The 25,077-nt window shown below is 74.1% G+C and carries 25 protein-coding genes; 16 read left to right on the top strand and 9 right to left on the bottom strand.

What is annotated here, in order from left to right:
- Positions 1-28 precede the first annotated feature (28 nt).
- Positions 29-964 (top strand): Ppx/GppA phosphatase family protein, encoded by a 936-nt coding sequence (locus tag ACZ7MY_RS35715; protein ID WP_499608488.1) that lies wholly within the window; start codon positions 29-31, stop codon positions 962-964.
- Between the two features lie 28 nt (positions 965-992).
- Here ACZ7MY_RS35715 and ACZ7MY_RS35710 read toward each other — a convergent pair whose 3' ends face one another.
- Together ACZ7MY_RS35710 and ACZ7MY_RS35705 are read right to left on the bottom strand one after the other, a co-directional pair.
- On the bottom strand, positions 993-2,222 hold the full coding sequence (locus ACZ7MY_RS35710) for a PP2C family protein-serine/threonine phosphatase (RefSeq protein WP_499608486.1): 1,230 nt from the start codon (positions 2,220-2,222) through the stop codon (positions 993-995).
- Positions 2,219-3,907: a sensor histidine kinase gene (locus ACZ7MY_RS35705; protein WP_499608485.1), complete on the bottom strand. Its 1,689-nt coding sequence runs from the start codon at positions 3,905-3,907 to the stop codon at positions 2,219-2,221. The genes ACZ7MY_RS35710 and ACZ7MY_RS35705 overlap by 4 nt, the downstream gene beginning before the upstream one ends.
- A 117-nt stretch (positions 3,908-4,024) precedes the next feature.
- Here ACZ7MY_RS35705 and ACZ7MY_RS35700 point away from each other — a divergent pair, with 117 nt between their 5' ends.
- The 8 genes from ACZ7MY_RS35700 to ACZ7MY_RS35665 all read left to right on the top strand — a co-directional run bounded on the left by ACZ7MY_RS35700 (position 4,025) and on the right by ACZ7MY_RS35665 (position 9,394).
- The gene (locus ACZ7MY_RS35700) at positions 4,025-4,408 is read left to right on the top strand and encodes a hypothetical protein (RefSeq protein ID WP_499608484.1); all 384 of its coding nucleotides are present in this window, start codon (positions 4,025-4,027) and stop codon (positions 4,406-4,408) included.
- Positions 4,408-4,839 (top strand): response regulator, encoded by a 432-nt coding sequence (locus tag ACZ7MY_RS35695; RefSeq protein ID WP_499608481.1) that lies wholly within the window; start codon positions 4,408-4,410, stop codon positions 4,837-4,839. Before ACZ7MY_RS35700 ends, ACZ7MY_RS35695 begins: the two co-directional genes overlap by 1 nt.
- A 102-nt stretch (positions 4,840-4,941) precedes the next feature.
- Positions 4,942-5,400 carry an ATP-binding protein gene (locus ACZ7MY_RS35690; RefSeq protein ID WP_499608479.1) on the top strand — a complete coding sequence of 153 codons (459 nt, stop codon included), beginning with the start codon at positions 4,942-4,944 and terminating at the stop codon, positions 5,398-5,400.
- Between the two features lie 152 nt (positions 5,401-5,552).
- Entirely contained in the window at positions 5,553-6,119 is a 567-nt protein-coding gene (locus ACZ7MY_RS35685) for an NADPH-dependent FMN reductase (protein ID WP_499608476.1), read from the top strand.
- A 54-nt stretch (positions 6,120-6,173) separates the two neighbouring features.
- A complete protein-coding gene (locus ACZ7MY_RS35680) occupies positions 6,174-7,028 on the top strand; it encodes a PP2C family protein-serine/threonine phosphatase (protein ID WP_499608474.1) in 855 nt (284 codons plus the stop codon).
- Between the two features lie 9 nt (positions 7,029-7,037).
- The gene (locus tag ACZ7MY_RS35675; RefSeq protein ID WP_499608472.1) at positions 7,038-8,267 is read left to right on the top strand and encodes a PP2C family protein-serine/threonine phosphatase; all 1,230 of its coding nucleotides are present in this window, start codon (positions 7,038-7,040) and stop codon (positions 8,265-8,267) included.
- A gap of 130 nt (positions 8,268-8,397) precedes the next feature.
- Positions 8,398-9,027, top strand: coding sequence for a DUF1349 domain-containing protein (locus ACZ7MY_RS35670; protein WP_499608470.1), 630 nt, complete (start codon positions 8,398-8,400; stop codon positions 9,025-9,027).
- 7 nt (positions 9,028-9,034) lie between these two features.
- Positions 9,035-9,394, top strand: a complete 360-nt coding sequence (locus ACZ7MY_RS35665) for a hypothetical protein (protein ID WP_499608468.1) — start codon at positions 9,035-9,037, stop codon at positions 9,392-9,394.
- 374 nt (positions 9,395-9,768) lie between these two features.
- Here the strand turns inward: ACZ7MY_RS35665 and ACZ7MY_RS35660 are convergent, their stop codons facing one another.
- Positions 9,769-10,095, bottom strand: a complete 327-nt coding sequence (locus tag ACZ7MY_RS35660) for a hypothetical protein (protein ID WP_499608465.1) — start codon at positions 10,093-10,095, stop codon at positions 9,769-9,771.
- A 226-nt stretch (positions 10,096-10,321) separates the two neighbouring features.
- Between ACZ7MY_RS35660 and ACZ7MY_RS35655 the strand changes: the two genes are divergently transcribed.
- Together ACZ7MY_RS35655 and ACZ7MY_RS35650 are read left to right on the top strand one after the other, a co-directional pair.
- Positions 10,322-11,722, top strand: coding sequence for an aldehyde dehydrogenase family protein (locus ACZ7MY_RS35655; RefSeq protein ID WP_499608463.1), 1,401 nt, complete (start codon positions 10,322-10,324; stop codon positions 11,720-11,722).
- A 640-nt stretch (positions 11,723-12,362) separates the two neighbouring features.
- Positions 12,363-13,133 carry a hypothetical protein gene (locus ACZ7MY_RS35650; protein WP_499608461.1) on the top strand — a complete coding sequence of 257 codons (771 nt, stop codon included), beginning with the start codon at positions 12,363-12,365 and terminating at the stop codon, positions 13,131-13,133.
- 61 nt (positions 13,134-13,194) lie between these two features.
- Here ACZ7MY_RS35650 and ACZ7MY_RS35645 read toward each other — a convergent pair whose 3' ends face one another.
- Positions 13,195-14,118: an RNA polymerase sigma-70 factor gene (locus tag ACZ7MY_RS35645; protein WP_499608459.1), complete on the bottom strand. Its 924-nt coding sequence runs from the start codon at positions 14,116-14,118 to the stop codon at positions 13,195-13,197.
- A gap of 403 nt (positions 14,119-14,521) precedes the next feature.
- Between ACZ7MY_RS35645 and lexA the strand changes: the two genes are divergently transcribed.
- Positions 14,522-15,220 (top strand): transcriptional repressor LexA, encoded by a 699-nt coding sequence (gene lexA, locus ACZ7MY_RS35640; RefSeq protein WP_499608456.1) that lies wholly within the window; start codon positions 14,522-14,524, stop codon positions 15,218-15,220.
- A gap of 22 nt (positions 15,221-15,242) precedes the next feature.
- On the opposite strand, the gene ACZ7MY_RS35635 is transcribed toward lexA, so the two are convergent.
- Positions 15,243-15,917: a ThuA domain-containing protein gene (locus ACZ7MY_RS35635; protein ID WP_499608453.1), complete on the bottom strand. Its 675-nt coding sequence runs from the start codon at positions 15,915-15,917 to the stop codon at positions 15,243-15,245.
- 86 nt (positions 15,918-16,003) lie between these two features.
- The gene (gene hemC / locus ACZ7MY_RS35630; protein WP_499608451.1) at positions 16,004-16,939 is read right to left on the bottom strand and encodes a hydroxymethylbilane synthase; all 936 of its coding nucleotides are present in this window, start codon (positions 16,937-16,939) and stop codon (positions 16,004-16,006) included.
- Between the two features lie 156 nt (positions 16,940-17,095).
- Between hemC and ACZ7MY_RS35625 the strand changes: the two genes are divergently transcribed.
- A complete protein-coding gene (locus ACZ7MY_RS35625) occupies positions 17,096-18,826 on the top strand; it encodes an ArnT family glycosyltransferase (RefSeq protein WP_499608449.1) in 1,731 nt (576 codons plus the stop codon).
- Positions 18,827-18,881: 55 nt separating this feature from the next.
- On the opposite strand, the gene ACZ7MY_RS35620 is transcribed toward ACZ7MY_RS35625, so the two are convergent.
- Positions 18,882-19,805, bottom strand: coding sequence for an SAM-dependent methyltransferase (locus ACZ7MY_RS35620; RefSeq protein WP_499608447.1), 924 nt, complete (start codon positions 19,803-19,805; stop codon positions 18,882-18,884).
- A 203-nt stretch (positions 19,806-20,008) separates the two neighbouring features.
- Between ACZ7MY_RS35620 and ACZ7MY_RS35615 the strand changes: the two genes are divergently transcribed.
- Both ACZ7MY_RS35615 and ACZ7MY_RS35610 read left to right on the top strand, forming a co-directional pair.
- Complete coding sequence (locus ACZ7MY_RS35615; RefSeq protein WP_499608445.1) at positions 20,009-20,920, top strand: NUDIX hydrolase; 912 nt, start codon at positions 20,009-20,011, stop codon at positions 20,918-20,920.
- Positions 20,917-21,777 (top strand): phosphotransferase family protein, encoded by an 861-nt coding sequence (locus tag ACZ7MY_RS35610; protein ID WP_499608442.1) that lies wholly within the window; start codon positions 20,917-20,919, stop codon positions 21,775-21,777. The genes ACZ7MY_RS35615 and ACZ7MY_RS35610 overlap by 4 nt, the downstream gene beginning before the upstream one ends.
- A 70-nt stretch (positions 21,778-21,847) precedes the next feature.
- Here ACZ7MY_RS35610 and ACZ7MY_RS35605 read toward each other — a convergent pair whose 3' ends face one another.
- Positions 21,848-23,227 carry an APC family permease gene (locus ACZ7MY_RS35605; RefSeq protein ID WP_499608440.1) on the bottom strand — a complete coding sequence of 460 codons (1,380 nt, stop codon included), beginning with the start codon at positions 23,225-23,227 and terminating at the stop codon, positions 21,848-21,850.
- A gap of 20 nt (positions 23,228-23,247) precedes the next feature.
- Positions 23,248-24,123, bottom strand: coding sequence for a carbon-nitrogen hydrolase family protein (locus ACZ7MY_RS35600; protein ID WP_499608436.1), 876 nt, complete (start codon positions 24,121-24,123; stop codon positions 23,248-23,250).
- Between the two features lie 101 nt (positions 24,124-24,224).
- Between ACZ7MY_RS35600 and ACZ7MY_RS35595 the strand changes: the two genes are divergently transcribed.
- A complete protein-coding gene (locus tag ACZ7MY_RS35595; RefSeq protein WP_499608433.1) occupies positions 24,225-25,013 on the top strand; it encodes a FadR/GntR family transcriptional regulator in 789 nt (262 codons plus the stop codon).
- Positions 25,014-25,077 lie beyond the last annotated feature (64 nt).

Raw genomic sequence — 25,077 nt, 5'->3', positions numbered from 1 at the left:
GACACAACGGAAGGTACGCAGAACTGGAGTGCTCGACGTCGGGTGCCACAGCGCCCTGCTGACGATCGTGGAACGGCGGGAGGACTCGCCGCTGGAGCCGGTGCTGGCGCGCAAGGTGCGGCTGCGGCTGCACGAGACGCTCGACGCGGCGGGACGGCTCGACCGGTCGGGGGTGCGCAGCGTCCAGCACGCGGTGGCCCGGACCCTGGCGGCGGACGGTGGGCGATCGCTGCCCTCGGTGTACGCGTTCGCCACCTCCGTCATCCGGGACGCGCCGAACCGTGACGAGGTCATCGCCCAGGTCGCCCGGACCACCGGCACACGGCTGCGGGTGCTCTCGGGCGAGGAGGAGGCCCGGCTCGCCTACGTGGCCGCCCGCCGCTGGGCCGGGGAGGACGGACTGCCGCTGCTGGTGCTGGACATCGGCGGCGGCACGGTGGAGATCGCGGACGGCACCGGGCAGCAGCCGCGTGCGGTCCACTCCTTCCCGCTCGGGGCCCGCGCCGTCAACCGGCAGTGGGACCTGGTGGAGGCCGTCAGCTCGAAGCGGCGGCTGCACGAGGTCCGCGACCGTCTACGCGCGTCGGTCGGCGAGCTGGGCGACACCCTGCCGCGGGCACCGCGGGACGGCCGGGTGCTGGCCTCCTCCAAGACGTTCACCCAGCTGGCGCGGCTCGCGGCCGCCCGCGGCGTGTCGGACGAGGGCCCGGACCGCCTGTCGCTGCGGCAGGTCCGGGAGATCGTGCCGGTGCTCGCGGCCATGGGCCCGGCGGGGCGCGCCAAGCTCCCGGGCATCTCCCGGCACCGCGCCGGTCAGTCGCTGGCGGGGGCGCTGGTGGCCGAGACGCTGATGGAGATGTGCGGGGTGGACAGCGTGGAGATCTGCCCGTGGTCGACCCGCGAGGGGCTGCTCCTGGAGCGCCTGGAGTCGCCGGCCCCGGCCGGCCGCCGCCGCGCCGTCTGAAGGGGCCGGCGGACCCGGGGCTTTCGCGTCAGCCGTCGCCGGTCCGCGGGGGCCCGCCCGTCCCGGCGCCGACGGCCGCCGTGACGTCCCAGTCCAGGCGCAGGACCGCCAGGTCGTCGGTGTGGCGTTCCTCGTTGAGGTCGCGGACCTGCCGGATCAGCGCGTCGAGGTGGGCGTCGGGCCCCGTCACGGGGGTGCGGGCGAGCAGACCCAGCAGCCCCTCCGAGCCGAGCCGCTCACCGCCGGGGCCCGCGTGGCCCTCGATGAGGCCGTCGGTGTAGAGGGTCAGGGTGCCGCGCTCCGGCAGGTCCAGCACGGTGGCGGGCCAGTGGTCCAGGCCGGGGGCGATGCCGAGGGCGACGCCGTGGGCCGCCTCCACCGGTCGCGTCACGCCGCCGGTGGTCAGCAGGGGCTCGTGGTGGCCGGCGAGGTGCACCGTGGCCCGGGACGCGGCGAAGTCCAGGGTGAGCAGCGTGCACGTGGTGAACAGGTCGGGGTGGGAGCGTTCCGCGACGAGCATCCGCTCCAGCAGGCGCAGGAGTTCCGGGCCGCGGTGGCCGCCCAGGGTCAGCGCGCGCCAGGCGATGCGCAGGCAGACGCCCAGTGCCGCGGCGTCCGGGCCGTGGCCGCTGACGTCGCCGATCACGGCGTGGACGCGCCCGTCGTCGGTCTGCACCACGTCCAGGAAGTCGCCGCCCAGCAGGGCGCTCTCCCGTCCCGGGAGGTAGCGGCTGGTGGCGGTGACGGCGGGGGTGGTGAGCAGCGGCTGCGGCAGCAGGCCCCGTTCGAGGCGGGCGTTCTCCTGCGCCCGCAGCCGGCCGGCCTGCAGGTCGGCCCCGGCCCGTTCGACCTGCTTGCGCTGCACGGCGTAGCGCACGGCGCGCTGCAGGAGTTCCGGCTCGACCTTGCCCTTGACGAGGTAGTCCTGGGCGCCGGTGGCGAGGGCTCCGGAACCGGCCTGCCCCTCCGCGAGGCCGGTCAGCACGATGACCGCGGTACCGGGGTCGGCGCGCTGGATCTCGGCGACGGCGCCGAGGCCCGCGGCGTCGGGCAGGTGCAGGTCGAGCAGTACGCAGTCGGCCGCCCGCTGGGACAGCTCGAAGCAGGCGTCGGCCAGGGTCTTGTGCCAGACGAGCGTGTACCGCAGCGAGGTGTCGGCGAGCAGTTCCGTCACCAGCAGGGCGTCCCCGGCGTCGTCCTCGACGAGCAGGATCCTGTGGTGCGTGACGGGTGCGAGCTGGGTGGGGGGTGTCGTCACGGTCGGGGCTCCCCCGCGCCCCCGTCGGCGTCCGCCGTGGCGGTCCCGGGCACGGTCTCGGACTCGGGCCCGGGGTCGGGCTGCTGCTGTGCGGGGAGGGTGAAGGCGATGCGGGTGCCGGGGCCGTACTCCGGGTCGATGGCGATGGTGCCGCCGTGGAACTCGACGATCTTCTTGCACATGGCCAGCCCGATGCCGTTGCCGGGATAGGCGTCCTTGGTGTGCAGCCGCTGGAAGATCACGAAGACCTTCTCGGCGAACTCGGGGTCGATGCCGATGCCGTTGTCCGTGACGGAGAACCGCCACAGGTCGCCGTCGCGCCGGGCCGCGACGTGGATCCGCGGCACCCGTTCGGGGTGGCGGAACTTCACCGCGTTGGAGATCAGGTTCTGCCAGAGCATGCCCAGCTGCGTGGTGTCGCCGACGACGGTCGGCAGCGGGTCGCGGGTGATCCCGGCGCCGGACTCCTCCAGGGCGACGCTCAGCGCATCCTCCGTGGCGTCGGCGATCCGCTCGAGGTCCACGGTGCTCTGCTGGTTGTGGACCCGGCCCACCCGGGAGAAGGCCAGCAGGTCGTTGATGAGGGTCTGCATGCGGTTGGCGCCGTCGACGGCGAACGCGATGTACTGGTCGGCGCGCTCGTCGAGCTGGTCCCCGTAGCGGCGTTGCAGGAGCTGGGTGAAGCTCGACACCTTCCGCAGCGGTTCCTGGAGGTCGTGCGAGGCGACGTAGGCGAACTGCTCCAGCTCGGCGTTGGAGCGCTTCAGCTCGGCGGACTGCTCGTCGAGCATCCGCCGGGCCCGCTCGGCGAAGGAGAGCTCTTCCGCGAGCCTGCCGCGCATGGCCTCCACGTCGCCGCCCAGGCGCCGCAGGTCCGCCGGGCCGGTCGCGGTGATGGGGTGGTCGAAGCGGCCGCGTGTCACGTGCCGGACCTCGTTGCCGAGCCGTTCCAGCGGCCCGTTGATGCCGCGGCGCAGTCCCTCGAAGACGAGGACGGCCAGCAGCACGATGACCGCGGCGATGGCGGTGAAGACCGCGTTGCGCAGCCGCACGGCGGCGTCGAGCTGGGTGCCGGCGGTGACGCGGGCCTGCCGCAGGTGCTCCTGCTGGGCGTTCAGGGCGCCGCGGACCCGGTCGAAGGCGGCCCGGCCCTCGTCGGCGCGCTCGGTGGCGAGCGGCAACGGCTCCCCCGGCGTCGCGGAGAGGGCGGCGACGGGCCGCGCGATCAGTCCCTGCCAGGCTTCGGCGGCGTCCACCACGCCGTCGAGGTCGGCGCGCGCCCGCGGGTCGTCCTCGACGAGGGGACGCAGCCGCTCGAGGGCGGTCCGCTCGTCGGTCAGGCCCTGGGTGTACGGATCGAGGAACTGCCGTTGCCCGCTCAGCCCGTAGCCGCGGACGCCGGTCTCCTGGTTCACCAGCGCGGCCTCCAGCCGGATGGCGTTGACCAGCGCCGGGGAGCGCTGGTCCACCAGCTGGTCGGTCAGCGCGGTGCTGCGGTCCAGCGCCCATATCCCGAGCGCGCCCAGCGCGGCCAGCACCGCGAGGGCGAGGCTGACGCCGACGCGGAGCCACCGGCGGGTCGTCCACGCCGACAGCCGGCCCGGGCCGCGGGCGTCGTCGGGGACGTGCGCCGCCGCCTCCGGTCCGCCGCCGGCCGCCTGCACGATCGTCTCGCCCGTTGCCACGCCGCACACCCTCCGCTTGCCTCTCCGCCGTTCGGACGCCCGAAGGCGGAACCCACTGTAACGGCCACCCGACAACACTTGTTGTCGTGCGATGTGGCAGGTCCTAAGGTGGGGGCCATGCCTGGCACCCACTTCGCTCCGCGCCTGTCGGAGGAGGAACTCACCGCACTGGCGATCGGCGCGGTCGACGACCTCGCCGGGCGCCTGGCCCGCCGTGCCCTCCGCCCGCTCACCGTCCCCGGGACCCCCGCGGACGACGGTACCGAAGCACGCGGTGAGGCCCTAGCGTACCTGCACATGCTCAACCTCCTCCAGCAGGCGATCGCACACCTGGAGGACCTCGCGGCCGAGCAGGCGGCCGCCGCAGGTGCCGGATACCCCCAAATCGGCCGCGCCTGCAACATCAGCCGCCAGGGCGCCCGCCGCCGCTGGCCCGGCCTGGTGACCAGCGACACCCCCCACCGTCCTTCGCGGCGCACCGACCGGACCCGGAGCCAATGATGATGATCGCCCCCGCCCGCCCCCACGACGTGCTGCTGGTCGAGGACGACCCCGCGGACGCCATGCTCATCGGCGACGCCCTCGCGGAGCGCGGTGCCCGCAACCTCACCCAGGTCGAGGACGGCCTCGCGGCGCTGGAGTACCTGCGCGACCCGGCCAACCGGCTGCCCGACCTGATCGTCCTCGACCTCAACATGCCGCGGATGAACGGCCACGAGCTGCTGGCGATCCTCAAGAGCGACGAGGAACTGCGGGCGATCCCCGTGGTCGTGCTCACCACCTCGGCCGCGCCCGACGACGTGACCGGCGCCTACCGGCAGCACGCCAACGCGTACGTGACCAAGCCCGTCAACCTGGACGACTTCGAGCGGGCCGTGCGCAGCATCGACGCCTTCTACCTGGACACCGTCACCAAACTGCCCCGCCGGTGAAACCGGCCGGGAGCCGATGAGTCACCGGCGGAAAACGGGGTAGACGGACGGCTGGCCGCGCCTGAGCGCGGCCGGCCGGGAAGCAGTACGAAAGGCACCACCATGGAACCGAGGCTGGACGGCCGCCCCGCCCACCTGGCCGACTGGCCGTGCATCCACGCCGGATTCGCGCACGAGGGCGACTCGGAGGCGATCTCCGCGGCGCGCAGGTTCGCCGCCGACTTCCTCGCCCGCGTCCAGGGTGAGCACGGCGTCCCGGTACCGGTCGAGACGGTCGAGACCGCCCAGCTCGTCGTCAGCGAGCTGGTCACCAACACCTGCAAGTACGCTCCCGGCCCCGGCCTGCTCGACCTCGAGGTGGACGTGGACACGGCGACCCTGCTGGTGTCCGTGTGGGACACCAGCAGCACCCTCCCGCTGGCCCGCGCCGCCGAGCCGGGACGGATCGGCCAGCACGGCCTGGAGATCATCCTCGCGCTGTGCGAGGGCTACGACGTGCAGCGCCAGCCGGTGGGCAAGCGGATCACCGTCCGCGTCTCCCTGGAGCCCCGGGTCCGCTGAGGCACGCGGCTCCACGGCCGTGGCGGCGATCGGGTGAACCCCCCGGCCCGCCCGGTTCGCCGCCGGGCGCGCATGGAAGGTGCCTCACGCGCCGGACCGCCTTTCCGGCGCCCCGCCCGGCCACCGGAACAGGACCGTCCAGGAGCAGCACCATGACCAGGATCGCCGTCATCCTCGGCAGCACACGCCCCCGGCGCCTCGGCGAGGCCGTCGCGCAATGGGTGTACGAACACGCCGCGCTGCGCGGCGACGCCGAGTACGAACTGGTCGACATCGACGACTACGACCTCCCGCTGCTCGACGAGCCGGTGCCGCCGTCGATGGGGCAGTACAGCCGTCCGCACACCTTCGCGTGGGCGGAGAAGATCGGCTCGTTCGACGGCTACGTCTTCGTGACGGCCGAGTACAACCACTCGATCCCCGGGGCGCTCAAGAACGCCATCGACTACCTCTTCGCCGAGTGGAACAACAAGGCGGCGGGCTTCGTCGCCTACGGCAGTGTCGGCGGGACCCGCGCGGTGGAGCACCTGCGGCTGGTGATGGCAGAGCTGCGAGTCGCCACCGTCCGCGCGCAGGTGGCGCTCTCCCTCTTCCGTGACTTCGCCGACATGAGCCGCTTCGAGCCCGGCCCGCGCCGGGCGGGTGAGCTGGAGGTCGTCCTCGACGAGGTCCTGGCCTGGAGCGACGCGCTGGCGCCGCTGCGCCGTACGCCGTCCTGATCTTGCCCCCGCCCGGGGTTCCCTCCCGCCGCGGCGCCCTCGTAGGGTCCTGCCATGGACGGACGACAGGGGGGCGGTACGCCGGAGTGCGAGCGGTGCGGTGGGACGGTGGCCCCGGACGGTCACTGCTGGGACTGCGGCGCCGCCCAGAGCGGGTTCAGGTCGCGGGTGGAGGCCGTCGCGGGAGGCGCGGCCGGCGTCACCGACCGGGGGAAGCGGCGTGAGGTGAACGCCGACGCGATGGCCGTGACCACGGCCGGGGCCTGGACGATCGGCGTGGTGTGCGACGGGGTGTCCATGTCCCCGCGCTCCGAGCGGGCGGCACGGCTCGCCGCGGAGGTCGCCTCGGGCGCGCTTGCGTCGGCGTTGCTCGCGGGCACCGTGCCCGAGGTCGCGCTGGAGGACGCGACGCGGCGCGCGGGACGCGCCGTCGCCGCACTCGCCGTCACCCCGGACGAGGCACCGGCCTGCACCTTCGTCGCGGGCGTCACCGGTCCCGGCGGGCTGTGGTGCGCGTGGATCGGTGACAGCCGGGCGTACTGGCTGCCGGACGAGGGCCTGGCCCTCGCACTGACCGACGACGACACGGGCGAGCTGGAGGCCCTGACCGGCTGGCTCGGCGCCGGGAACGGCGACCCCGTACCAAGGGTGCGCAGCGGCCGCCCGGCCGTCCCCGGCCGCCTGCTGCTGTGCACCGACGGGCTGTGGCGGTACCTCCCCGGCGCGGAGGAACTGCGTGCCCGGCTGACCGCGACGCCCGCCTCCGGGGCCGGCGCGACGCCGCTGGACGGCGCCCGTTCCCTGGTCGGTCACGCGCTCGACGCCGGCGGCCACGACAACGTGACGGCGCTGCTGCTGCCCGTTCCCGCCGACGTACCGCCACGGGCGGGGTCGGCGGGAGAGGTGTAAGCAAGAGGTATGCGTCTTGCACCACGCGCCCGCACGTACTGGTCCGTGGAGCGGAATCCCGCCCTGATAGCGGTCCCGGTGCTGCTGATCGTGGCGATCGTCATCAGCGACCTGGTGATCCCCACGGAGGGCCACCTGGGTCCGCTCCTGGTCGTGGCACCGGCGCTGACCGCGTCGTTCGGCGGGCTCCGGCTCACCGCCCTGATCGGCGGGCTGGCGGTGGCGTCGCTCACCGTGGTGTCTGTGGCCGACGGCACCATCACCACCTCGTACCGCCAGAGCGAGATCATCGCGCTGGTCCTCGTCTCCGCCTTCACCGTGCTCTTCGTCAGGCTGCGCGAACGGCACCAGGCCGAGCTGCAGCAGGTGCGCTCGGTGGCGGAGGCCGCGCAGCAGGTCGTCCTGCAGCCCCTGCCGGAGCGCATCGGCCCGCTGCGGATCGCCTTCGACTACCAGGCCGCCGAGGACCAGGCCCGGATCGGCGGCGACCTGTACGCGGCGGTGCGCACGCCCGGCGGCACCCGGCTGCTCATCGGGGACGTCCGCGGCAAGGGCCTGCCGGCGATCGGCGACGCCTCCCTGCTGCTCGGGGCGTTCCGCAGCGTCGCCTACCGCGCCCCGCCACTGCCGGCGATGTACGCGCACCTGGAGGCGACGGTGTCCTGGAAGGCCGCGCAGGGCTGCGGCGACGGGCTGCAGGAGGACGCCGCGGTCGAGTCGTTCATCACCGCGATCCTGGTCGACTTCCCCGACGACCGTCCCGAGGTCCGCATCCTCAACTGCGGCCACCCGTCGCCGCTGCGGCTGGCCGAGGACGGTCTCGCCGCGCTCGACCCGACCCAGCCGGCGCCGCCCATCGGCCTCGGCCTGCTGCAGCCCTCGCACCCCGGCGTGGACACCTTCGCCTTCGGCCCCGGCGACGTCCTGCTGCTGTACACCGACGGCGTGACGGAGGCGCGTGACCCGTCGGGGCGCTTCTACCCCCTCGCCGAGCGCGTGGCGTCCTGGCAGGGCCGTCGGACCCCCGAGGACCTGGTGCGGCACGTGCGCGAGGACCTCCTCGCCTACTGCGGCGGACGGCTCGGGGACGACGCCGCGCTGATCACCGTGCGCCGGGAGCCGGCGGGCATCGGGCTGTCGCACGGACCGCCGGCGGTCGACGGGCCGTCGGCCCTGTCCGGGGGGCCCGACCCCGGTCCCTCCACGCGGGTGCCGCCCTTCGGCTCCGAACGGGAATGACCTCTCCCCGCGTCCCGTCGTCCCCGCCCGTGTTCCGCCGCCGGAGCGCTGATCTACGCTGGGCCCGCCCACGCCAGCGGCGGCCCCGTGGCATCACGCCCAGGGGCCCGCCCCACCGGAAGGACGGTCCATGAACGAGCAGCGCCCGATCGACTGGGACGAGGCCACGTGGCTCAACGCCCCGCAGCACGCCGAGGCGGACGGATCGGGGTTGCTGGTCACCACCCGGGACCGCAGCGACTTCTGGCGCACCACCGGCTACGGCTTCGTCCGCGACGACGGCCACGCCCTGCTCGCCGCCTTCCCGGCGGACTCGTCGGTGGAGGTGACCTTCCGCGCGGACTTCGACACCCTGTACGACCAGGCCGGGCTGATGATCCGGGTCGACGCGGAGAGGTGGATCAAGGCCGGGATCGAGATGTCCGACGGCGTGCCGCACCTCGGCGCGGTCGTCACCCGCGGGGTCTCCGACTGGTCGCTGGCGCCGGTGCCGGACTGGGCCGGGCGCTCCGTCACCGTACGCGCCAGCCGTTCCGGGGACGCGGTGACGATCCGCGCGCGCCGCGACGACGGCCCCTGGCGGCTGGTGCGGCTCGCGCCTCTCGACCCGGACGCCGCCGCGGGCGCGGGACCGTTCTGCTGCTCCCCCGAACGTGCCGGTCTGCGGGTTGCCTTCACCGGATTCACGCGGGGCGCGGCCGACTCGGCGCTGCACGAGGAGCCGGCGCAGGCCGGCACGGGGGCCACTGAGATCCGGTGAGGACACGATGGGCTTCGTTGGCGAGACCTGGCGGGTGCTGAGCGACGGCGAGCCCGTCGGTGACATCACGGTCGAGGAGGCCGACTTCCCGTGGCTGTCGGGGCGGTTCACACCCGCCCCGGCGTTCGCCCGGGTGGGGCCGCTGTTCGCCCGGGAACTGGACTTGATGCAGACGGCGATGACCGCGCCGGCCGAGGAGGACGAGCCCTGGGCCGCGTGGGAGGCGGCGTACGCGGAGGTGCGGCGCGCGGTCACGCTCTCCTCGCCCTCGGGGCCCGTGGCGGAGTTCCTGCTGCACATCGAGGACGACCAGGCCTGGTTCCGGTGGAGCGACGAGCCCTTCGACGACGACTCGCCGAGCGACTGAGCCGGTACGGCCTCCCGGGGCCGTCGGCCTCCCGCCCGCTGAACGCGGAGCCTGGTAGTGGCACTACCAGGCTCGCTCCTTGACGTCGCGACCTGGCGGTCGCAGCGTGGGGGCTGTGGACAAATAGTGGCAAAGGCAACATTTCGAACATCACCACTTGACCGCGGGACGTCACAGTCCGCGGGCGGGGGTGGGGCGCCGGCCGAACGTGCGGCGCAGTGGCCTTTGAACCGCGTCCACGCCCAGGAACCAACCTGGCTAGGAGAGTTCTCATGCGTATTTCCAAGTGGCCCCTCGCCGCAGTGGCAGGCCTCGCGCTCGCCCTTGGGGGTGCGGCCTCCTCGGCCGTCGCGGCACCGACGAGCTCACCGGCCTCAGCGGCGGTCAGCTACGCCGAGCACGGCGGTGGCGGCGGCGGTGGCGGTGGCCACGGCGGCGGCGGTGGCGGTCACGGTGGTGGCGGCTACGGCGGCGGCTACGGCGGTTACGACCGCGGCGGCGACCACGGTGGCGGCTGGGGCGGCGGTTACGACCGCGGCTACAGCGACTACGGCTGGGGTGGCGGCGGTGGCGGTCACGGTGGTGGCGGCGGCGGCCACGGTGGTGGCGGCGGCGGTCACGGCGGTGGCGGCGGCGGCCACGGCGGCGGCGGCGGTGGCGGAGGCCACGGTGGCGGCGGCGGAGGCCGGTAACACCTCCACCAGGGAGCGGTCGACAATCGTTCCCCGGTACCAGCAGGACAATCTGCGACCGGCCGCAGCAGGCTTCTGACCAGCGTTTCGGCGGTCGCGCACCTCACGGAAGCGGAAGCCGCGCCCACGGGAGACCGGTGGGCGCGGCTTCCGTTCTTCGTACCCGCGCGAAGTCCGTGAGGTCCGGCGCATCGCACCGGACGCAGGGAGCACCGGACACCGGAAGGGAAACTCGATGATCGTGTACGACAGGCTGTTCATCGGTGGTGTCTGGACCGCGCCCGCGCATCCCGGCCCCCTGGACATCCGCTCCCCCCACGACCGCTCCCTGCTCGGGCGCGCCGCCCAGGCCGCACCCGGTGACGCCGACGTCGCCGTCGCCACGGCGCGCGCGGCCTTCAACAGCGGGCCGTGGCCGCACACGGATCCCAAGGAGCGGCAAGAGGTCGTCCGCCGGGTGAACGCGCTGCGCGAGGAGCGCGCGGCGGAGGCTTCCGCGCGGGTGTCCGCCGCGACCGGGACGCCCCGCCGGTTCACGGACGCGGAGCAGGCCTCCCTCACGCGCCGGGTCGACGCCTGTCTCAAGGCCGCCGAGGAGCTTGGCTGGGACGAGACCGTCCGGCCCTGCGACCCCTCCCCCGGCCACGACACCATCGTGCGGCGCGAGGCCGTCGGCGTCATCGCCGCGGTGATCCCGCTGCAGTGCCCGTTCTCGGCCGCCACGGCGCGGCTGACGCCCGCCCTCCTGGCGGGCAACACCGTCATCCTGAAGGTCGCGCCGGAGACCTCCCTGGCCGTCGGGCTGCTGGCCGAGCTGTACGCGGAGGCGGGGCTGCCCGAGGGCACGCTGAGCGTGCTGCCCGCCGACCGCGACACGGGCGAGTACCTGGTGACCCACCCCGACGTGGACGAGATCGCCTTCACCGGTTCCACCGCGGCCGGGCGCCGTGTCGCCTCGCTCGCCGGGGAGCAGCTCAAGCGGGTCCGCCTGGAACTCGGCGGCAAGACGGCCGCGATCGTCCTGGAGGACGCCGACCTCGGGCGCACGGTGCGGGGGCTGTTCGCCTCGCTCGGCGACAACGGCAGGATGTGCGCCGCGCGGACCCGCGTCCTCGCGCCCCGCCGCCGGTACGAGGAGGTCGTCACGGCCGTCGCGGACGCCGTCGGGACGCTGAAGGTGGGCGACCCCGCGGACCCGGACACCTCGATCGGGCCGATGGCCGGCCCGGAGCGGCAGCAGCGCCTGATGTCGTACATCGACCTCGGCGTCGAGGAGGGCGCCCGCCTGGTGACCGGAGGCTCCCGGCCCCCCGCGGGCCTGGAGAACGGCTACTACGTGACGCCGACCGTCCTCGCCGACGTCGACCACCGCATGCGCATCGCCCAGGACGAGATCTCCGGCCCGGTCCTCACGGTCATCGCCCACGACGGCGACGACGACGCCGTACGCATGGCCAACGACTCGGAGTACCGCCTCTCCGGCGGCGTGTGGGCCGCCGACCCCGAACGCGCCGTCGCCGTCGCGCGCCGGCTGCGCACGGGCGCCGTGCCCGTCAACGGGACCGCGACGGGCATGGACGCGACGACCGGGCTCGAGGGGTACGTCGTACACCGGACGATCACCCGCCCCCGCTGAGCGCCCTTCCGGGCGGACGGGGGTCAGGACGCGACGCGGCCGAGGAAGCCGCGGGCCCCGGCCGGGGCGTAGACCTCGTCGTCCGCGCCCCAACACGGCCGGCAGCGGCACCTGGCTGGTCCTGAAGTACCCGTGCAGCGCCGCTTGGAGCTCCGCGTCGCGGGCGTGGCCCCGGAACAGCCTCAGCTGGATCACGTCGCTGCCAGGGCGCTGCAGGAGCGCGGCATCGTGGACCCAGGTGTCGGGGCCCACCAGGCTCGGGGCGGGGACCCCGGTGAGGTACCGGCGGCGCACGAGTCGGCGGCGTAGGCCCGGACGTCGGACCGGAAGGCGTCGCCGAGGCCCTCCTGGGACGCGTTGCTGTTCTGCGTCACGATCCCGGTGATCCGTGCCGGGGCGCGCAGCGCCCAGGCACCGGCCGATGGCCGCCCCCACGACGGGGGCGTCGCAAGGGCGCGGATTCACGCGGTTGCCCGCGCACCGGGTGCCGCCTTCCGCGTACGGAACGGTGGCCGGTGCGTCACCGCGCAGCACCGCACCGGGGCGCGGGCGGAGTGAGTAGGCGTACTCATGCCCGCATCGCCGCCGGCCGGGACGATGGAGGCAACGGATCGGCCGGAGAGGGAGGTTGGAGGCGGGCATGGGGAGATTCCTGGGCGCGGTGCTGGCGTTGGCGGTGACCGCGGGGGCGCTGGCCCTGGTCTACGCGGTGGGGGCGCCGCTGCCGGTGGTCCTGGGCGTGGGGGCCGGGGTGCTCTGCCTGCTGTGGCTGCTCGTCCTGCTCACGGTGCCGTGGAACGTCTACTTCCGGGCGCACACGGTGCTGGCCGAGATCTCGGTGAGCCGGGGGAAGGGGCTGACGGTCCCGCAGGCGCGTGACGCCGAGGCCGCGCGCATCGCCCAGACGATGCTGCGGGTCGCCCTGGCGGGCCATCTGCTCACGGCGGCGGGGGTGGTGGCGGTCACGGTGGCGACCGGCCACGGCGCGGGGTACTGGATCGCCGCGTTCTTCCTGCTGAGCACGGTGTTCCGCCCGGCGGGCGCGTGGTTCGGGCAGCTGCGCGGGCGGCTGGGCGCCCTGCTGAAGGACGTCACCTATCCGCGTGACGACGTCGTGGGGCTGAAGCAGCGTGTCGAGCGCACGGACAGCGGCGTCAAGGTCCTGGAGGGGAAGGCCGAGGAGCACTACCGGGCCCTGGCCGAACTGCGGCGCACGGTGGACGCGCTGGGAGTGTCGGTGTACGAGCGGGCCGAGGACGCCGACCGCCGGATCACCGCGCTGGCGCGGGAGTTCGAGGCCACGATCGACCGGCTCACGGACAACGAGGAGATCATCACGGGCCTGAAGGCCTTCCTGCGGCTGCTGCGCGCGGGCGACACGGCCCCGGGCCGGGCCGCGGCCGACGGCTGATCTCCGATACCCGACGGAGGGCGGCGGCCCGTACGGACAGGTAGGACGCCCGGAGCCGGCCTCAGGCGGACGGCGCGCCCGAGCCCGCCGCCACGGCGCTGAAACCGGTCAGCTTCGCCGGGTTGAGCACCCACATGAGCTGGTCGATGCCCTGTTCGGTGGCGCTGATGGCCAGCAGCGCCACCGGTGCGCCGCCGTGGACGACGAGCGCCGCGGGCCGGCCGTTCGCCTCGACCCACACCACCTCGGTGTCGGGCCAGAAGCGCGGAGCGAAGGCGGCGAGGAACTTCGCCACCTTTGCGATGCCGGAAACGGGGATCCTGGCCGCGTTGCGCACGGCGCCGCCGCCGTCGCCGTAGTTGACCACGTCGCTGGCGAGCAGCTTCTCCAGGCCGGCCATGTCGCCCGCCCTGGCCGCCGCCACGAACGCCTCGAGGAGCCGGCGGTGCTCCGCCGTGTCCACCTGCTCGCGGCGGCCGGCGGCGATGTGCTTGCGGGCGCGGCTGACGAGCTGGCGGGAGTTGGCCTCGCTCAGGTCGAGCACGGCGGCGATCTCCCGGTACGGGTAGTCGAACGCCTCGCGCAGCACGTATGCCGCGCGCTCGGTGGGCGTCAGGCGCTCCAGCAGGAAGAGCACCGCGATCTCCACCGCCTCGCCGCGTTCGGCGCCCAGCGCCGGGTCGGCGCGGGTGTCGACGGGTTCGGGCAGCCAGGGGCCGACGTAACCCTCGCGCCGGACGCGGGCGGACTGGGTGACGTTGATCGCCAGCCTGGTCGTCGCGGTGGTGAGGAACGCTGTCGGGTTCTCCACGACGTCGCGGTCCGCCGCCTGCCATCGCAACCAGACGTCCTGGACGACGTCCTCGGCCTCCGCGGCACTGCCGAGCATCCGGTAGGCGATGCCGAACAATCGGGGGCGCAGGGCCGTGAACACCTTCGCGGCCTCGTCGAGCGAGCCGTCGTGCTCCGCGTCCCCTTGCTGCATCGTCGCGTTTTCCTCCACCGTCACATTCGGGCCGCCTGCTCGTTCCAGCGTACACAGAGGGCGATTTCCCCCGGGTCGGGGGGCGCTCGGCGCCCGGGCCGGGTCCCGGTGGTGCGGGACGGCGTCTCCCTTGTGCCGTGCGTTCCTCAGGGCGGCGAATTCCCGTCGCATTCCTGCCGCATTCCGGTTCCGTGCCGGCGTCCGGCCCGCAGGCGCACGTAACCCCCAAGGAAGACCGGGCAGCGGATCCGTTTGTGACAGCCGGATTCAAAGGGCGGTCCCGGCCGGGTCCGCGCGATGTGTGCGCGGATCTTCACCGAATTTCGCACACGCGTTCCAAAAATGCCGTGGAACAGGGTAACGTTACGTATTGCAGCAGGATCCGCACAGGGAGGGACGGGGCATGGAGCCCACCACTACGACAGTGCGCCGTGGGCGACCCCAGGGCTCGGACAACCCCGGCCCCGACGGGCTGACCAACCGTCAGTCCCGCATCGTCGAGGCGATCCTGAGCTCGGTGGAGAACCGCGGTTTCCCGCCGTCGATGCGCGAGATCGGTGAGGCCGTCGGCCTGGCCAGCACCTCCTCGGTCGCCCACCAACTGGCCGTGCTGCAGCGCAAGGGCGTGCTCGAGCAGGATCCGCACCGGCCGCGCGCCTACCGCGTGCGGTGCTCCTGGCCGTCGCAGCACGCGTCCGAGCCGGGCGCCGAGCCCGTCAGCGCCTCCCCGTCCGCGCGCGTGCCGGTGATAGGCCGGATCGCGGCGGGCACCCCGATCCTCGCCGAGGAGCAGGTCGACGAGGTCTTCGTGCTCCCCCGGCAGATCGTCGGCGCGGGCGAGCTGTTCGCCCTCAAGGTGGTCGGCGACTCGATGACGGGTGTCGCGATCTGCGACGGCGACTGGGTCACGGTACGCAGTCAGGACGCCGCCGACCACGGCGACATCGTAGCCGCGATGATCGACGGGGAGGCCACCGTCAAGCGGCTCAAGCACGACGGCGACCGGGTCTGGCTCATGCCGCACAACCCCGCCTACGACCCGATCCCCGGCGAGGAGGCGGTCATCCTGGGCAAGGTGGTCGCCGTGCTGCGACGCCTCTGAACCCCGGCGCGCCGGCCCCCGCTCAGTCCGCCGCCCCGGGCAGCACCGACCGCAGCCCGCCCAGCAGATGGGCCCGGAAGGCCGCGTCCCGGTAGGCCTGAGCGGAGTGCCCCAGCGCCGTGTAGAAGACGGGGCCTCCGCCGTACTCGTGGCACCAGGCCAGCGGATGGTCCGTGCCCATCGAGCCGCCCGCGTACGAGGACTCGTCGGCGGAGGCCAGCACGCGCACGCCGGGACGGGGGCTGCGGTCGAAGTCGTACCACTCGTCGGTGACCTTCCAGGCCGCGCGCAGGTGCGCGGTGGCCGGGTGGGCGGTGTCCTCGACCAGGACCGTGCCCGCCTGCAGGGGCGGATGCCCCGTGAAACGCGCGCCCAGCAGCTCCCCGTAGTACGGCCAGTCGTACTCCGTGCAGGCCGCAGCGTGGACGCCCATGAACCCGGCGCCGTCCGCGTGGTGCGCCACGAGGGCGGCCCGGCCGGCGTCGCCGAGCACCTCCCCGCTGGTGGACAGGAACACCACGGCGTCGTAGGCGCGCAGACGGGCCCCCTCGAAGTCCTCGGGGCGTTCGGTGGCGTCGACCCGGAAGCCGTGCCCGGCGCCCAGTTCGGTGAGGGCCCGGACGCCGTCCGGGATCGAGTCGTGCCGGTAGGCGGTGGTGCGGGTGTAGACGAGCACACGGGGGTCGCGGCGGGACAATCGGCCCTCCAGGGCGGTGACGGACGGCGAGCGGCCGCCACCAGTCTCCCCGGCGCCGCCACGGCGCCCGCGGCGGCCCCGGCCCGTCAGTGCCCGATGCTGTCGATCAGCTCGCGGGCACCCTGCCGCAGCAGCGCCACCGCGACCGACGTGCCGAGCGTGGCCGGGTCGAGGGGACCCGCCCATTCGTGGGCGTCCAGGACGGTCTTGCCGTCCGGAGAGAAGACCCGCGCCCGCAGCGAGAGCCGGCCGTCGCGTTCGGCATGGGCGTAGCCGGCGATCGGGCTGTTGCAGTGGCCCTGCAGGACGTGGAGGAACATCCGCTCGGCCGTGGTCTCCCGGTGCGCGGCCGGGTCGCCGAGGTCGCTCACGACGTCGATCGTCTCGGCGTCGCCCTCCCGGCACTGCAGGGCGAGGACGCCCGCGCCGATCGGCGGGATCATCGTCTCCACCGGCAGCACCTCGCTGATGACCTCGGTCCTGCCGATCCGCTCCAGCCCGGACACGGCCAGGAGCAGCGCGTCCGCCTCGCCCGCCGCGAGCTTCTCCAGGCGGCGGTTGGCGTTGCCGCGCATGGGGACGCAGGTCAGGTGCGGGTGCGAGGCCATGATCTGCGCGATGCGGCGCACGGACGAGGTGCCGATGCGCGTGCCCGGCGGGAGCCGGTCGAGGGTGAGGCCGCCGGGGTGCACCAAGGCGTCACGGATGTCGTCCCGCTTGAGGAACGCGGCGAAGACCGTCCCGGCGGGCAGCGGCCGGTCGGCGGGGACGTCCTTCACGCAGTGGACGGCCAGGTCGGCCCGGCCCTCCAGCAGCGCGGCGTCGACCTCCTTGGTGAACGCGCCCTTGCCGCCCAGCCGCGCCAGGTCGCCCATCCAGCGGTCACCGGAGGTGGTGACGGGCACGACCTCCGTCCGGATGCCGGGGTGGAGCGCGGCCAGCTCCGCGCGGACGCGCTCGACCTGGGCGAGCGCCATCGGGGAGGAGCGGGAGACGATGCGGATCAGCTCGGGAACTGCCATGCGCCCACGGTACGACGTCCGCCGCGCGGCCCGCGCAACACCCCGAACCCCACGCGCCCGCCCGGCCACGGGGCTAGTGTGTCCCGCGGCGCCCACCGGGCGGGCGCCGGCGCGGGGACGTGGCGCCACAGGGACGGGCGACGGGGTAAGCGCACCATGACGCAGGAACGGCCCTCGCCCGCCGCGCTGTCCCCCGAACCGGCGACGCCCGCCGCCGTCACCACCCCTCCGGTGCGCCGCTTCCCGGCCCCCGCGCCACGGCACCGCCGTCCGCTGTACGTCCTGGCCGTGCTCGCGCTCCTCGCGCAGGTGGCGTGCGCGATGGTCACCACGGCCGTCCGGCAGACGCCCACCATCGACGAGCCGGTGTACGTGGGCACGGCGACGGTCTACCTGCGCGAGCACAGCCTGCGGTTCAACCCCGAGCACCCGCCGCTCGGCAAGCTGGTCATCGCCAGTGGGCTGGTGTTCGCCCACCCGCGCCTCGACCCGGACTTCGAGGGCGACCAGACGCAGCTCGGCCGCAGCGTGCTCTACGAGTCCGGCAACGATCCGTGGCGCCTGATGCTTGCGGCCCGGCTGCCGATGATCGTACTGACGCTGCTGTTCGGACTGGTGGTGCTCGCCTTCGCGCGGGATCTCACCGGCCCCGCCGGAGGGCTGCTCGCCCTCGCCCTCTACGCCTTCTCGCCGGACGTCGTCGCACACGGCTCCCTCGCCACGCTCGACGTCCCGGCGGCCGGCTTCCTGCTCACGTCGGTGTGGGCGCTGTGGCGGGCGCGGGAGCGTCCGGGCCGCCACCTGCCGCTCGCCGGCGCGGCGTTGGGCGCGGCGCTCGCCACGCGCATGAGCGCGCTTCCCGCGGTGCCGGTCCTGCTGCTCCTCGCCGCCCTGTCGGTGTGGCACGCGGGTGGGCGAGGCACGGCTGGGAGAGGTGCGGGGCGGGCCGGTACCGCCCGGTCGCTGCGGCGCGCCGCGGTGGCGGCGGGCGGGGTCGGGCTCGTCGCCGTCGCGGTGGTGTGGGCCTCCTACCTCCTCGTCGACCCCCGGCTGCGCTGGACGGCGCCCGACACCCTGCCGGCCCTGCACGGTCTGCGGGGCCTGGCCGTGGACGCGCTCCCGCTCCCCCGGGCGTACCGCGACGGGATGGCGGTCCAGTTCGGCTTCGAGGACTCGACGTTCGAGGGCTTCCTCTTCGGCCGCCACTACCGCGGGGCGCTCTGGTACTACCTGCCGGCCGCGGTGCTGGTGAAGACCCCGCTCGGCATGCTCGCCCTGTGGCTCGCCGGCGCCGCCGCGCTGCTCGCCCTGCCCCGGCTGCGCCCCGCCGCCCCGTACCTGCTCGTCCCCGCGGCCGTGCTGACGGCTGCCGCCATGACCGGCTCCCGGGACTTCGGCGTCCGCTACGTCGTCTTCCTGCCGATGTCCGGGGCGGTGGCGGCGGCCTGCGTGACCCTCGTGGCACGGAAGTGGGCGAGGCCGGCGGCCGCGGCGCTCGCCGTCCTCGTCGCCGTCAGTTCACTGCGGACCTTCCCGTACTACCTGCAGTACTCCAACGAGGCCTTCGGCGGCACGTCGAAGACCCATCTGCGGCTGCACGACTCCAACGTCGACTGGGGCCAGGACCTGGGCCTCCTGGCGGACCGGCTCCGCGAACGCCACCCCGGCGAGCGGGTGTGGCTGGTCTACAAGGGCAGCGGGGTCCCCGCGTACTACGGCATCCACGCCGCCGACCCGCGCGAGGTCCCCGCGGACCAGGTCCACGGGCTGCTCGTGGTGTCGGACTCGGCGGTCGCCAAGGCGGAGGGCCGGCTGGCCGAACTCATCGCCGGCAGCGTGCCGGTCGACGAGGTGGGGCACTCGATCACGATCTACCGCCGCGACTGACGCCGGGCGCCGCCGCCCCCGTCCGTCGGGGAGGACGGCGCCGGGTGCCGCGGCGTCAGGGCTTGCGCGCCACCACGGCGTAGACGTTGATGTCCGCGTCCGTGACGTCGGTGATGCTCCGGTAGCGGATCTTGTCGATGTCCTCCAGGCCCTCGACGAACTCCGGGGAGGCGTCGGCGTGGGCGGCGAGGGTGTCGTCGACGCCGTCCGGGCGCCAGTGGTGCACGGGGACGAGACCCGGCTCCACGATCTCCAGGCCGTTGTCCGTGACGAAGCGGAGGACCTCGGCGTGCCCGCGGAGCACGAAGGAGAAGCCGCGGTCCTGGTAGGTCTTGGCGACCTTGGCGATCTGCTCCGCGTTGAGGTCGGAGGTGAGGTGGCTCAGCACGACGTGGCTGCCCGAGGGCAGCGCGTCGACCAGGTGCTTGACGATGCCGTACGCCTCGTCGTCCTCGACGAAGTGCAGCACGGCGACGAGGACGAGCGCGACGGGCTCGGTGAGGTCCAGCGTGCCGGCCGCGTCGCGCAGGATCGCGGCGGGGTCGCGCAGGTCCGCGTCGATGTAGTCGGTCCGGCCCTCGGGGCCGCTGGTCAGCAGGGCGCGCGCGTGGGCCAGGACGACGGGGTCGTTGTCGACGTACACGACCCGCGCCTCGGGGACGAGGCGCTGGGCGATCTGGTGCACGTTCTCCTGGGTGGGCAGCCCGGTGCCGATGTCGAGGAACTGGCGGATGCCGCTCTCGCCCGCGATGTGGTTCACCGCGCGGCGCAGGAAGTCGCGGTTGTGCCGCACGTCCAGGTAGCCGCGCGGATTGGCGGCCAGCGCGGCCGTGGCCGCGTCGCGGTCCACGGGGTAGTTGTCCTTGCCCCCGAGGAAGACGTCGTAGACGCGCGCCGGATGCGCCTTGGTGGTGTCGATCCGCCTGCGGAGCTGTTCGGCGGAGTCGTAGTCGTTGGGAGCGTCGCTGCCGCTGGTCATGGCCATCCCCTGGGACTCGGATACGCGATCTGATCAGCACACAACTTAGCTGGTGAAACGGCCAGTTGGTGCCACTCCGCCGGGCTCCCACGAGCGGTCCTCGCAGCAGGCGGCGCAGAAAGGCCCGAACGGGCCCTCCCGTCGGCCGCCCCCGGTCGTTGACCCTGGTGACCACACATCCCGGGACCGCCCTGGAGGCCCACTTGACCTCGAACCGCGACGCCGAACCGGCCGCCGGTGAACCCCGCGACACCTCGGTGCTCGTCCACAACGACCGGGGCGAGTACCTGCTGCACCTGCGCGACCGCCGTCCTGACGTCCGGAACCCGGGCACGTGGTCGCTGCTCGGCGGCGGCCGTGCGCCGGACGACGCGTCGCTGGAGGCCACGGCCCGGCGGGAGCTGCGCGAGGGCGCCGGACTCGACCTGCCCGTGCTGCGTGAGTTCGTGGTGGAACACGTCCACGATCCAAATGGGTCGCGCCTGCCGGTCCAGGTGTTCACCGCCCGCTGGAACGGTGACCCCGACGCCCTGGAGCCGGCCGAGGGCGTCGTGTTCCGGTGGTTCCGGCCCGAGGTCATGCCGCGGCTCCGGTTGGGCCACGCGACCCTGGACCTCGTCCGGCGGCACGCCGGCCCGGCCGCCGTTCCCGGCACCCGGGCCCCGGCGGGCGGCCGGAGCGTGCTGCACGTCGTCGGCGCGCACCTGTACCTGGAGAACCCCGGCGGCGAGGTCCTGCTCGGGCTCCGCCACCCCGACTCCGCCTTCGCCGGCGGCGAGTGGCACTTCCCCGCCGGGCACTGCGAGAGGGAGAGCGCCGTCGCCTGCCTGGTCCGGGAGGCGAACGAGGAAGCCGGCCTGCGGATCAGGCCGGAGGACGCCGAGTTCGCGCACGCCGTGCACCTCGTGGACGCAGGTGGTGGCCCGCCCCGGCTGCAACTGGTCTTCCGCGTACGCCGCTGGCAGGGCGAACCGGTGGTCCGTGAGCCCGACAAGTGCCTCGCATGGCGCTGGTGGCACCCGGACGCCCTCCCCGAACGCCTCGTGCCGTACACCCGGGCCGCGATCGAAGGCATCCGCGCGGGCCGCCCCTACACCGAGTCGGGCTGGGCATGACCCCCACCCCGGGCGCACCGGAACCCGGGGTGCGCCGCTTCGCCGAGCGCGCGGTCGGACCGGTCGTGCGCTGGACGGACACCTCCTGGCCCCGCCGGGGCAGCCGGGTGTGGCGGGCCGACGCCGCGGACGGCCTCGTCAGCTACGTCAAGGTCCACCTGAACGACCGTTTCCACGGCCGGGAGGTGACCGCCTACCGGACGTGGGTACCGGGCCTGGGAGCCGCCGCACCGCGGCTGGCCGCGGCCGACGCACGGCTGCGCGCGGTCGTCGTGACCGCCGTCCCCGGCCGCCCCCTCAGCGACGGTGCGCGGCGCGCCCCGGACAAGGAACGCGCCCTCTTCGTCCGCATCGGCGCGCTCGCCGCCGCCATCCACGGCAGCGCACCGGCCCGGGCCTCTTGCGAGGACGAGGGACCGCCCGTGCGGAAGCTCGACCGGCACCTGGACGGCGCCCGTGCCCACCTGGCCCCCGGCGACGAGGAGTTCGTCCGGGCGCCGGCGGCCCGGTCAGCCGCCCTTCCCCCGCTCGAACCGGTCCCCACGCACGGCGACTTCCAGTTGCGCAACCTGCTGTGGTCCGGCCGGCTCGCCGTGATCGACTTCGAGCGCAGCGAGCCGCAACCCGCTCTCCGGGACCTCGTACGGCTCTCCGACGCCTGGGCCGGCCGGCCCGACCTCCACGAGGCGTTCCTGACCGGCTACGGGCGCCGGCCCACCCCGCTCGAGGAGGAGCGCCTGGCCGTCGACTCCGCCCTCGACGCGGTCTCGGGCGTCGCCTACGGCGCGGCGGAGGACGATCCGGAAGTCCTCGCACGCGGCCCGCGCACCCTCGCCCGGCTCCGTGCCGCGGCCTGACCCGGGCGGCTCGGGCGCGAGGGGCGGCCACGCCCCGGGGCGGGCACCGACGACCGCCCCCGCCGCGGCGTCATGCCGAGTCCGGGGTCCCGTGCCGCTCGTCGAAGGTGAGCTCGGGCGGCGGGGTGCGGAAGCCGCGCGTCAGGTAGGCGAGGTAGGCGACGCCGAGGACGAGCCAGATGACGCCGAGGGTGAGGGCCTTGCCGTCGAGGTGGAGCAGGAGCCAGAGGTCGATCAGGGCGCCGACGGCCGGGACGACGGCCCAGGCGAGGACACCGGCGGGCTCGCCCGCGCGGCGCTTGCGCAGGAACGTCGCGATCACGCTGAGGTTGACGAAGGTGAAGGCGGTGAAGGCGCCGAAGTTGATGAAGGACGTGGAGGTGGCGACGTCCAGGCGGAGGGCGACGAGGCCGACCAGGCCGGTCAGCAGGATGTTGAAGGCCGGCGTCAGGTGGCGGGGGTGGATGTAGCCGAAGACCTTGCGGGGCAGCACGTCGTCGCGGCCCATGGCGTAGAGCAGGCGCGAGGTGCTGGCCTGGGCGGCGACGCCGGAGGCGAACTGGGCGACGACGAGGCCCGCGAGGAACACGGACGAGAAGAGGTCGCCGCCGATGGTCCTGGCGATCTCGAAGGCGGCGGAGCTGGGGTCGTCGAAGTCGCTGCCCGGATGGGCGAGCTGGGTGGTGTAGGCGAGCACGATGAAGATGCCGCCGCCGATGAGTGCGGTGAGCATGATGGCGCGCGGCATGGTCCTGCGGGGCTCGACGGTCTCCTCGGTGAGCGTGGTGACGGCGTCGAAGCCGAGGAAGGAGTACGCCGCGATGGCCGCGCCGCCGGAGATCCCGGCCAGCGTGGTGGCGTCGTTGTGGAACGGTGACGCGCTCAGCAGCCCGCCGGCGCCGTCGGTGTGGAAGACGTGCCGCAGCGAGAGCAGCGCGAAGATGGCGATGACCAGGATCTGGAACGCCATCAGCAGGGAGTTGGCCCGGTCCGCGGCCTGGATGCCGAGCAGGTTGAGCGCGGTGGTGGTGAGGACGAAGGCGAGGATCCACACCCACATCGGCACCCCGGGCCACTCGGCCTGGAGGTAGGCGCCGCCGATCAGCCAGATGACCATCGGCAGGAAGAAGTAGTCCAGGAGGGTCGCCCAGCCGACGAGGAAGCCGGCCCGCCCGTCGATGGAGCGCCGCACGTAGGTGTAGGCGGAGCCGGCGACGGGGTGCTCGGCGGCCATCTTCCCGTAGCTGTAGGCGGTGAAGAGCATGGCGACGAGCGCCAGGGCGTACGCGGTGGGCACCGCGCCGCCGGTCTTCTCGGCGACGACGCCGAAGGTGCCGAGCACGATCAGCGGGGTCATGTAGGCCAGGCCGAAGGAGACGACGGCTCTGAGTCCGAGGGTGCGGGACAGCGCGGGGGCCGTGGTGGCGGAGCGCGCGGCGTTGTCGGTCATCGTGGGGCTCCGGGGATGGGTCAGCCGCGGCGGGCGGGGTGCCAGCTGCGAGGGTCTATGCGCCCTTCGTACAGGGGGAGTTCGAGGGGGCGGTCGGTGTCGGTGAACTGGGACCACATGCGGTTGAGGCCGGCCGTCCCGTAGGTGCGCACCCGGGTGACGTCGTCGAGGTCCAGGACGTCGGTGAGCGCGGTGGCGGCGCTGTCGGGCGCCTCGGTGCGCACGCGCCCCTCGGGGTCGACGACGAGGCTGCGGCCGGTGCCCTGCGGCCCGGCCGTGTTGACGCTGACCACGTAGACCTGGTTGGTGATGGCGTTGGCGCGGGCCAGGACGAGTTCCTGGGCGCGGTCACCGGTCGTGGTCATGACGGGGTTGACGATGACCTCGGCGCCCATCCAGGCCAGGTGCCGGGCGACCTCGGGGAACCAGGCGTCGTAGCAGATGGAGAAACCGACGCGGCCGGCCCCGGGGACGTCGAAGACCACGAACCGGTCGCCCGGCGTGTAGGGCTCGCGGGGTCGCCAGGGGAAGACCTTGCGGTAGTGCGCGGCGAGCCGGCCCTCGGGCGAGAAGGCGAGCGCCGTGTTGAACAGCTCGCCGTCCGGGCCGCGTTCGCAGATGCTGCCGGGCAGCAGCCAGACGCCCAGGTCCCCGGCGATCTCACCGAGCTCCCGTACGAGGCGTCCGTCCAGCGGCTCCGCGGTCTCCCGCAGTTGCTGGACGGCGTCCTCCGGGCCCCCGTCCACGCCGAACAGGTGCAGCTCGGGGAAGGCCATCAACCGGGTCTGCGGGAAGCGCGCCAGCAGCGTCCCGGCCTCGTCCGCGAAGCCGGAGACCGGCGCCCCCGCCGGGCGCGGCCCGGCCTGGGCGAGGGTCACGGGAAGGGGTCGGGACATGGTTCACCTGCTTCGTTCGAGTGCTGTGGAAATTAGAGCATTCTGATCAGATAAACAAGAGTGCTCAAGGTGAGATGTTTTCCGGTACTACAGTCGGTCCCATGCCCGACACGGAGAAGCGGACCGGCCAGGCCGCGCCCCTCGCCGCCGGCCCGCCGCTGAGCACCCCGGCCCTGGGCGGCATCCGCCGGCTGTCCGCGCTCGACACCGTGCGCGCCCGCATAGCCATGGCCGTCGACCTGGGCCTGCTCGCCCCCGGGGAACGGCTGCCCGCGGCGGCGGAGATCGCCGCGGCGCTGGACGTCGGCGAGATCACGGTGCGCCGGGCCCTGGTGGCGCTGTGCGACGACGGGCTGCTGGAGCGCCGCCGCGGCCGCAACGGCGGCACGCTGGTCGCCCGGCACCCGGCGAAGGGCTCGGTCAGCGCGGTGGGCAGCTACCGCTCCGACACCGACGCGGTACGCCGGCTGATCGACCACCGGCTGGTGCTGGAGTGCGGCATCGCCCACCTCGCCGCCGGCCACGTCGACGACGACGCGCTGCGCGAACTGGAGGGCCTGGTCGACCTGATGGACCGGGTGACCAGCTGGGCCGAGTTCCACCGCCACGACGAGGAGTTCCACCTCGCGGTCGCGTCCGCCACGGGGACCCCGTCGGTCGTCGTCCCGTACGCGGCCGTCGTCCGCGAGCTCTACCGCTACTACCTGCCCTACCCGCTCGACGCGCTGCGCGCCTCCAACGCCGAGCACCACGAGCTGGTCCACGCCCTGCGCCGCGGTGACCGCGCCGCGGCGGCCGCGGTCGCCGAGGGCCACGTCCAGGTACTGCACCGGACGATGTTCATCGGCCTCCCCGACGCCGTACCCGGACCGGCCACCACCGAGGGCTGAGAGCCGGCCGCGTCGCCAGTACAGTCGAGCCACACGTGCGGCGCCTGCCGCCACAGGGGTGGAG

It is taken from the genome of Streptomyces sp. NPDC111520 (genome assembly GCF_055635295.1).
The sequence above is the reverse complement of the archived record's forward strand: the minus strand, read 5'-3'. Positions and strand labels throughout refer to the sequence as shown.

Bases quoted from the DNA above. Each gene is read 5' to 3' on its own strand.
- ACZ7MY_RS35665 (WP_499608468.1), top strand. From the start codon at position 9,035: ATGGGCTTCGTTGGCGAGACCTGGCGGGTGCTGAGCGACGGCGAGCCC.
- ACZ7MY_RS35620 (WP_499608447.1), bottom strand. From the start codon at position 19,805: ATGACCAGCGGCAGCGACGCTCCCAACGACTACGACTCCGCCGAACAG.
- ACZ7MY_RS35600 (WP_499608436.1), bottom strand. From the start codon at position 24,123: ATGTCCCGACCCCTTCCCGTGACCCTCGCCCAGGCCGGGCCGCGCCCG.
- ACZ7MY_RS35655 (WP_499608463.1), top strand. From the start codon at position 10,322: ATGATCGTGTACGACAGGCTGTTCATCGGTGGTGTCTGGACCGCGCCC.
- ACZ7MY_RS35675 (WP_499608472.1), top strand. From the start codon at position 7,038: ATGCGTCTTGCACCACGCGCCCGCACGTACTGGTCCGTGGAGCGGAAT.
- ACZ7MY_RS35625 (WP_499608449.1), top strand. From the start codon at position 17,096: ATGACGCAGGAACGGCCCTCGCCCGCCGCGCTGTCCCCCGAACCGGCG.
- ACZ7MY_RS35610 (WP_499608442.1), top strand. From the start codon at position 20,917: ATGACCCCCACCCCGGGCGCACCGGAACCCGGGGTGCGCCGCTTCGCC.
- ACZ7MY_RS35695 (WP_499608481.1), top strand. From the start codon at position 4,408: ATGATGATCGCCCCCGCCCGCCCCCACGACGTGCTGCTGGTCGAGGAC.
- ACZ7MY_RS35670 (WP_499608470.1), top strand. From the start codon at position 8,398: ATGAACGAGCAGCGCCCGATCGACTGGGACGAGGCCACGTGGCTCAAC.
- ACZ7MY_RS35650 (WP_499608461.1), top strand. From the start codon at position 12,363: ATGGGGAGATTCCTGGGCGCGGTGCTGGCGTTGGCGGTGACCGCGGGG.
- ACZ7MY_RS35645 (WP_499608459.1), bottom strand. From the start codon at position 14,118: ATGCAGCAAGGGGACGCGGAGCACGACGGCTCGCTCGACGAGGCCGCG.
- ACZ7MY_RS35700 (WP_499608484.1), top strand. From the start codon at position 4,025: ATGCCTGGCACCCACTTCGCTCCGCGCCTGTCGGAGGAGGAACTCACC.
- hemC (WP_499608451.1), bottom strand. From the start codon at position 16,939: ATGGCAGTTCCCGAGCTGATCCGCATCGTCTCCCGCTCCTCCCCGATG.
- lexA (WP_499608456.1), top strand. From the start codon at position 14,522: ATGGAGCCCACCACTACGACAGTGCGCCGTGGGCGACCCCAGGGCTCG.
- ACZ7MY_RS35690 (WP_499608479.1), top strand. From the start codon at position 4,942: ATGGAACCGAGGCTGGACGGCCGCCCCGCCCACCTGGCCGACTGGCCG.
- ACZ7MY_RS35685 (WP_499608476.1), top strand. From the start codon at position 5,553: ATGACCAGGATCGCCGTCATCCTCGGCAGCACACGCCCCCGGCGCCTC.
- ACZ7MY_RS35680 (WP_499608474.1), top strand. From the start codon at position 6,174: ATGGACGGACGACAGGGGGGCGGTACGCCGGAGTGCGAGCGGTGCGGT.
- ACZ7MY_RS35595 (WP_499608433.1), top strand. From the start codon at position 24,225: ATGCCCGACACGGAGAAGCGGACCGGCCAGGCCGCGCCCCTCGCCGCC.
- ACZ7MY_RS35605 (WP_499608440.1), bottom strand. From the start codon at position 23,227: ATGACCGACAACGCCGCGCGCTCCGCCACCACGGCCCCCGCGCTGTCC.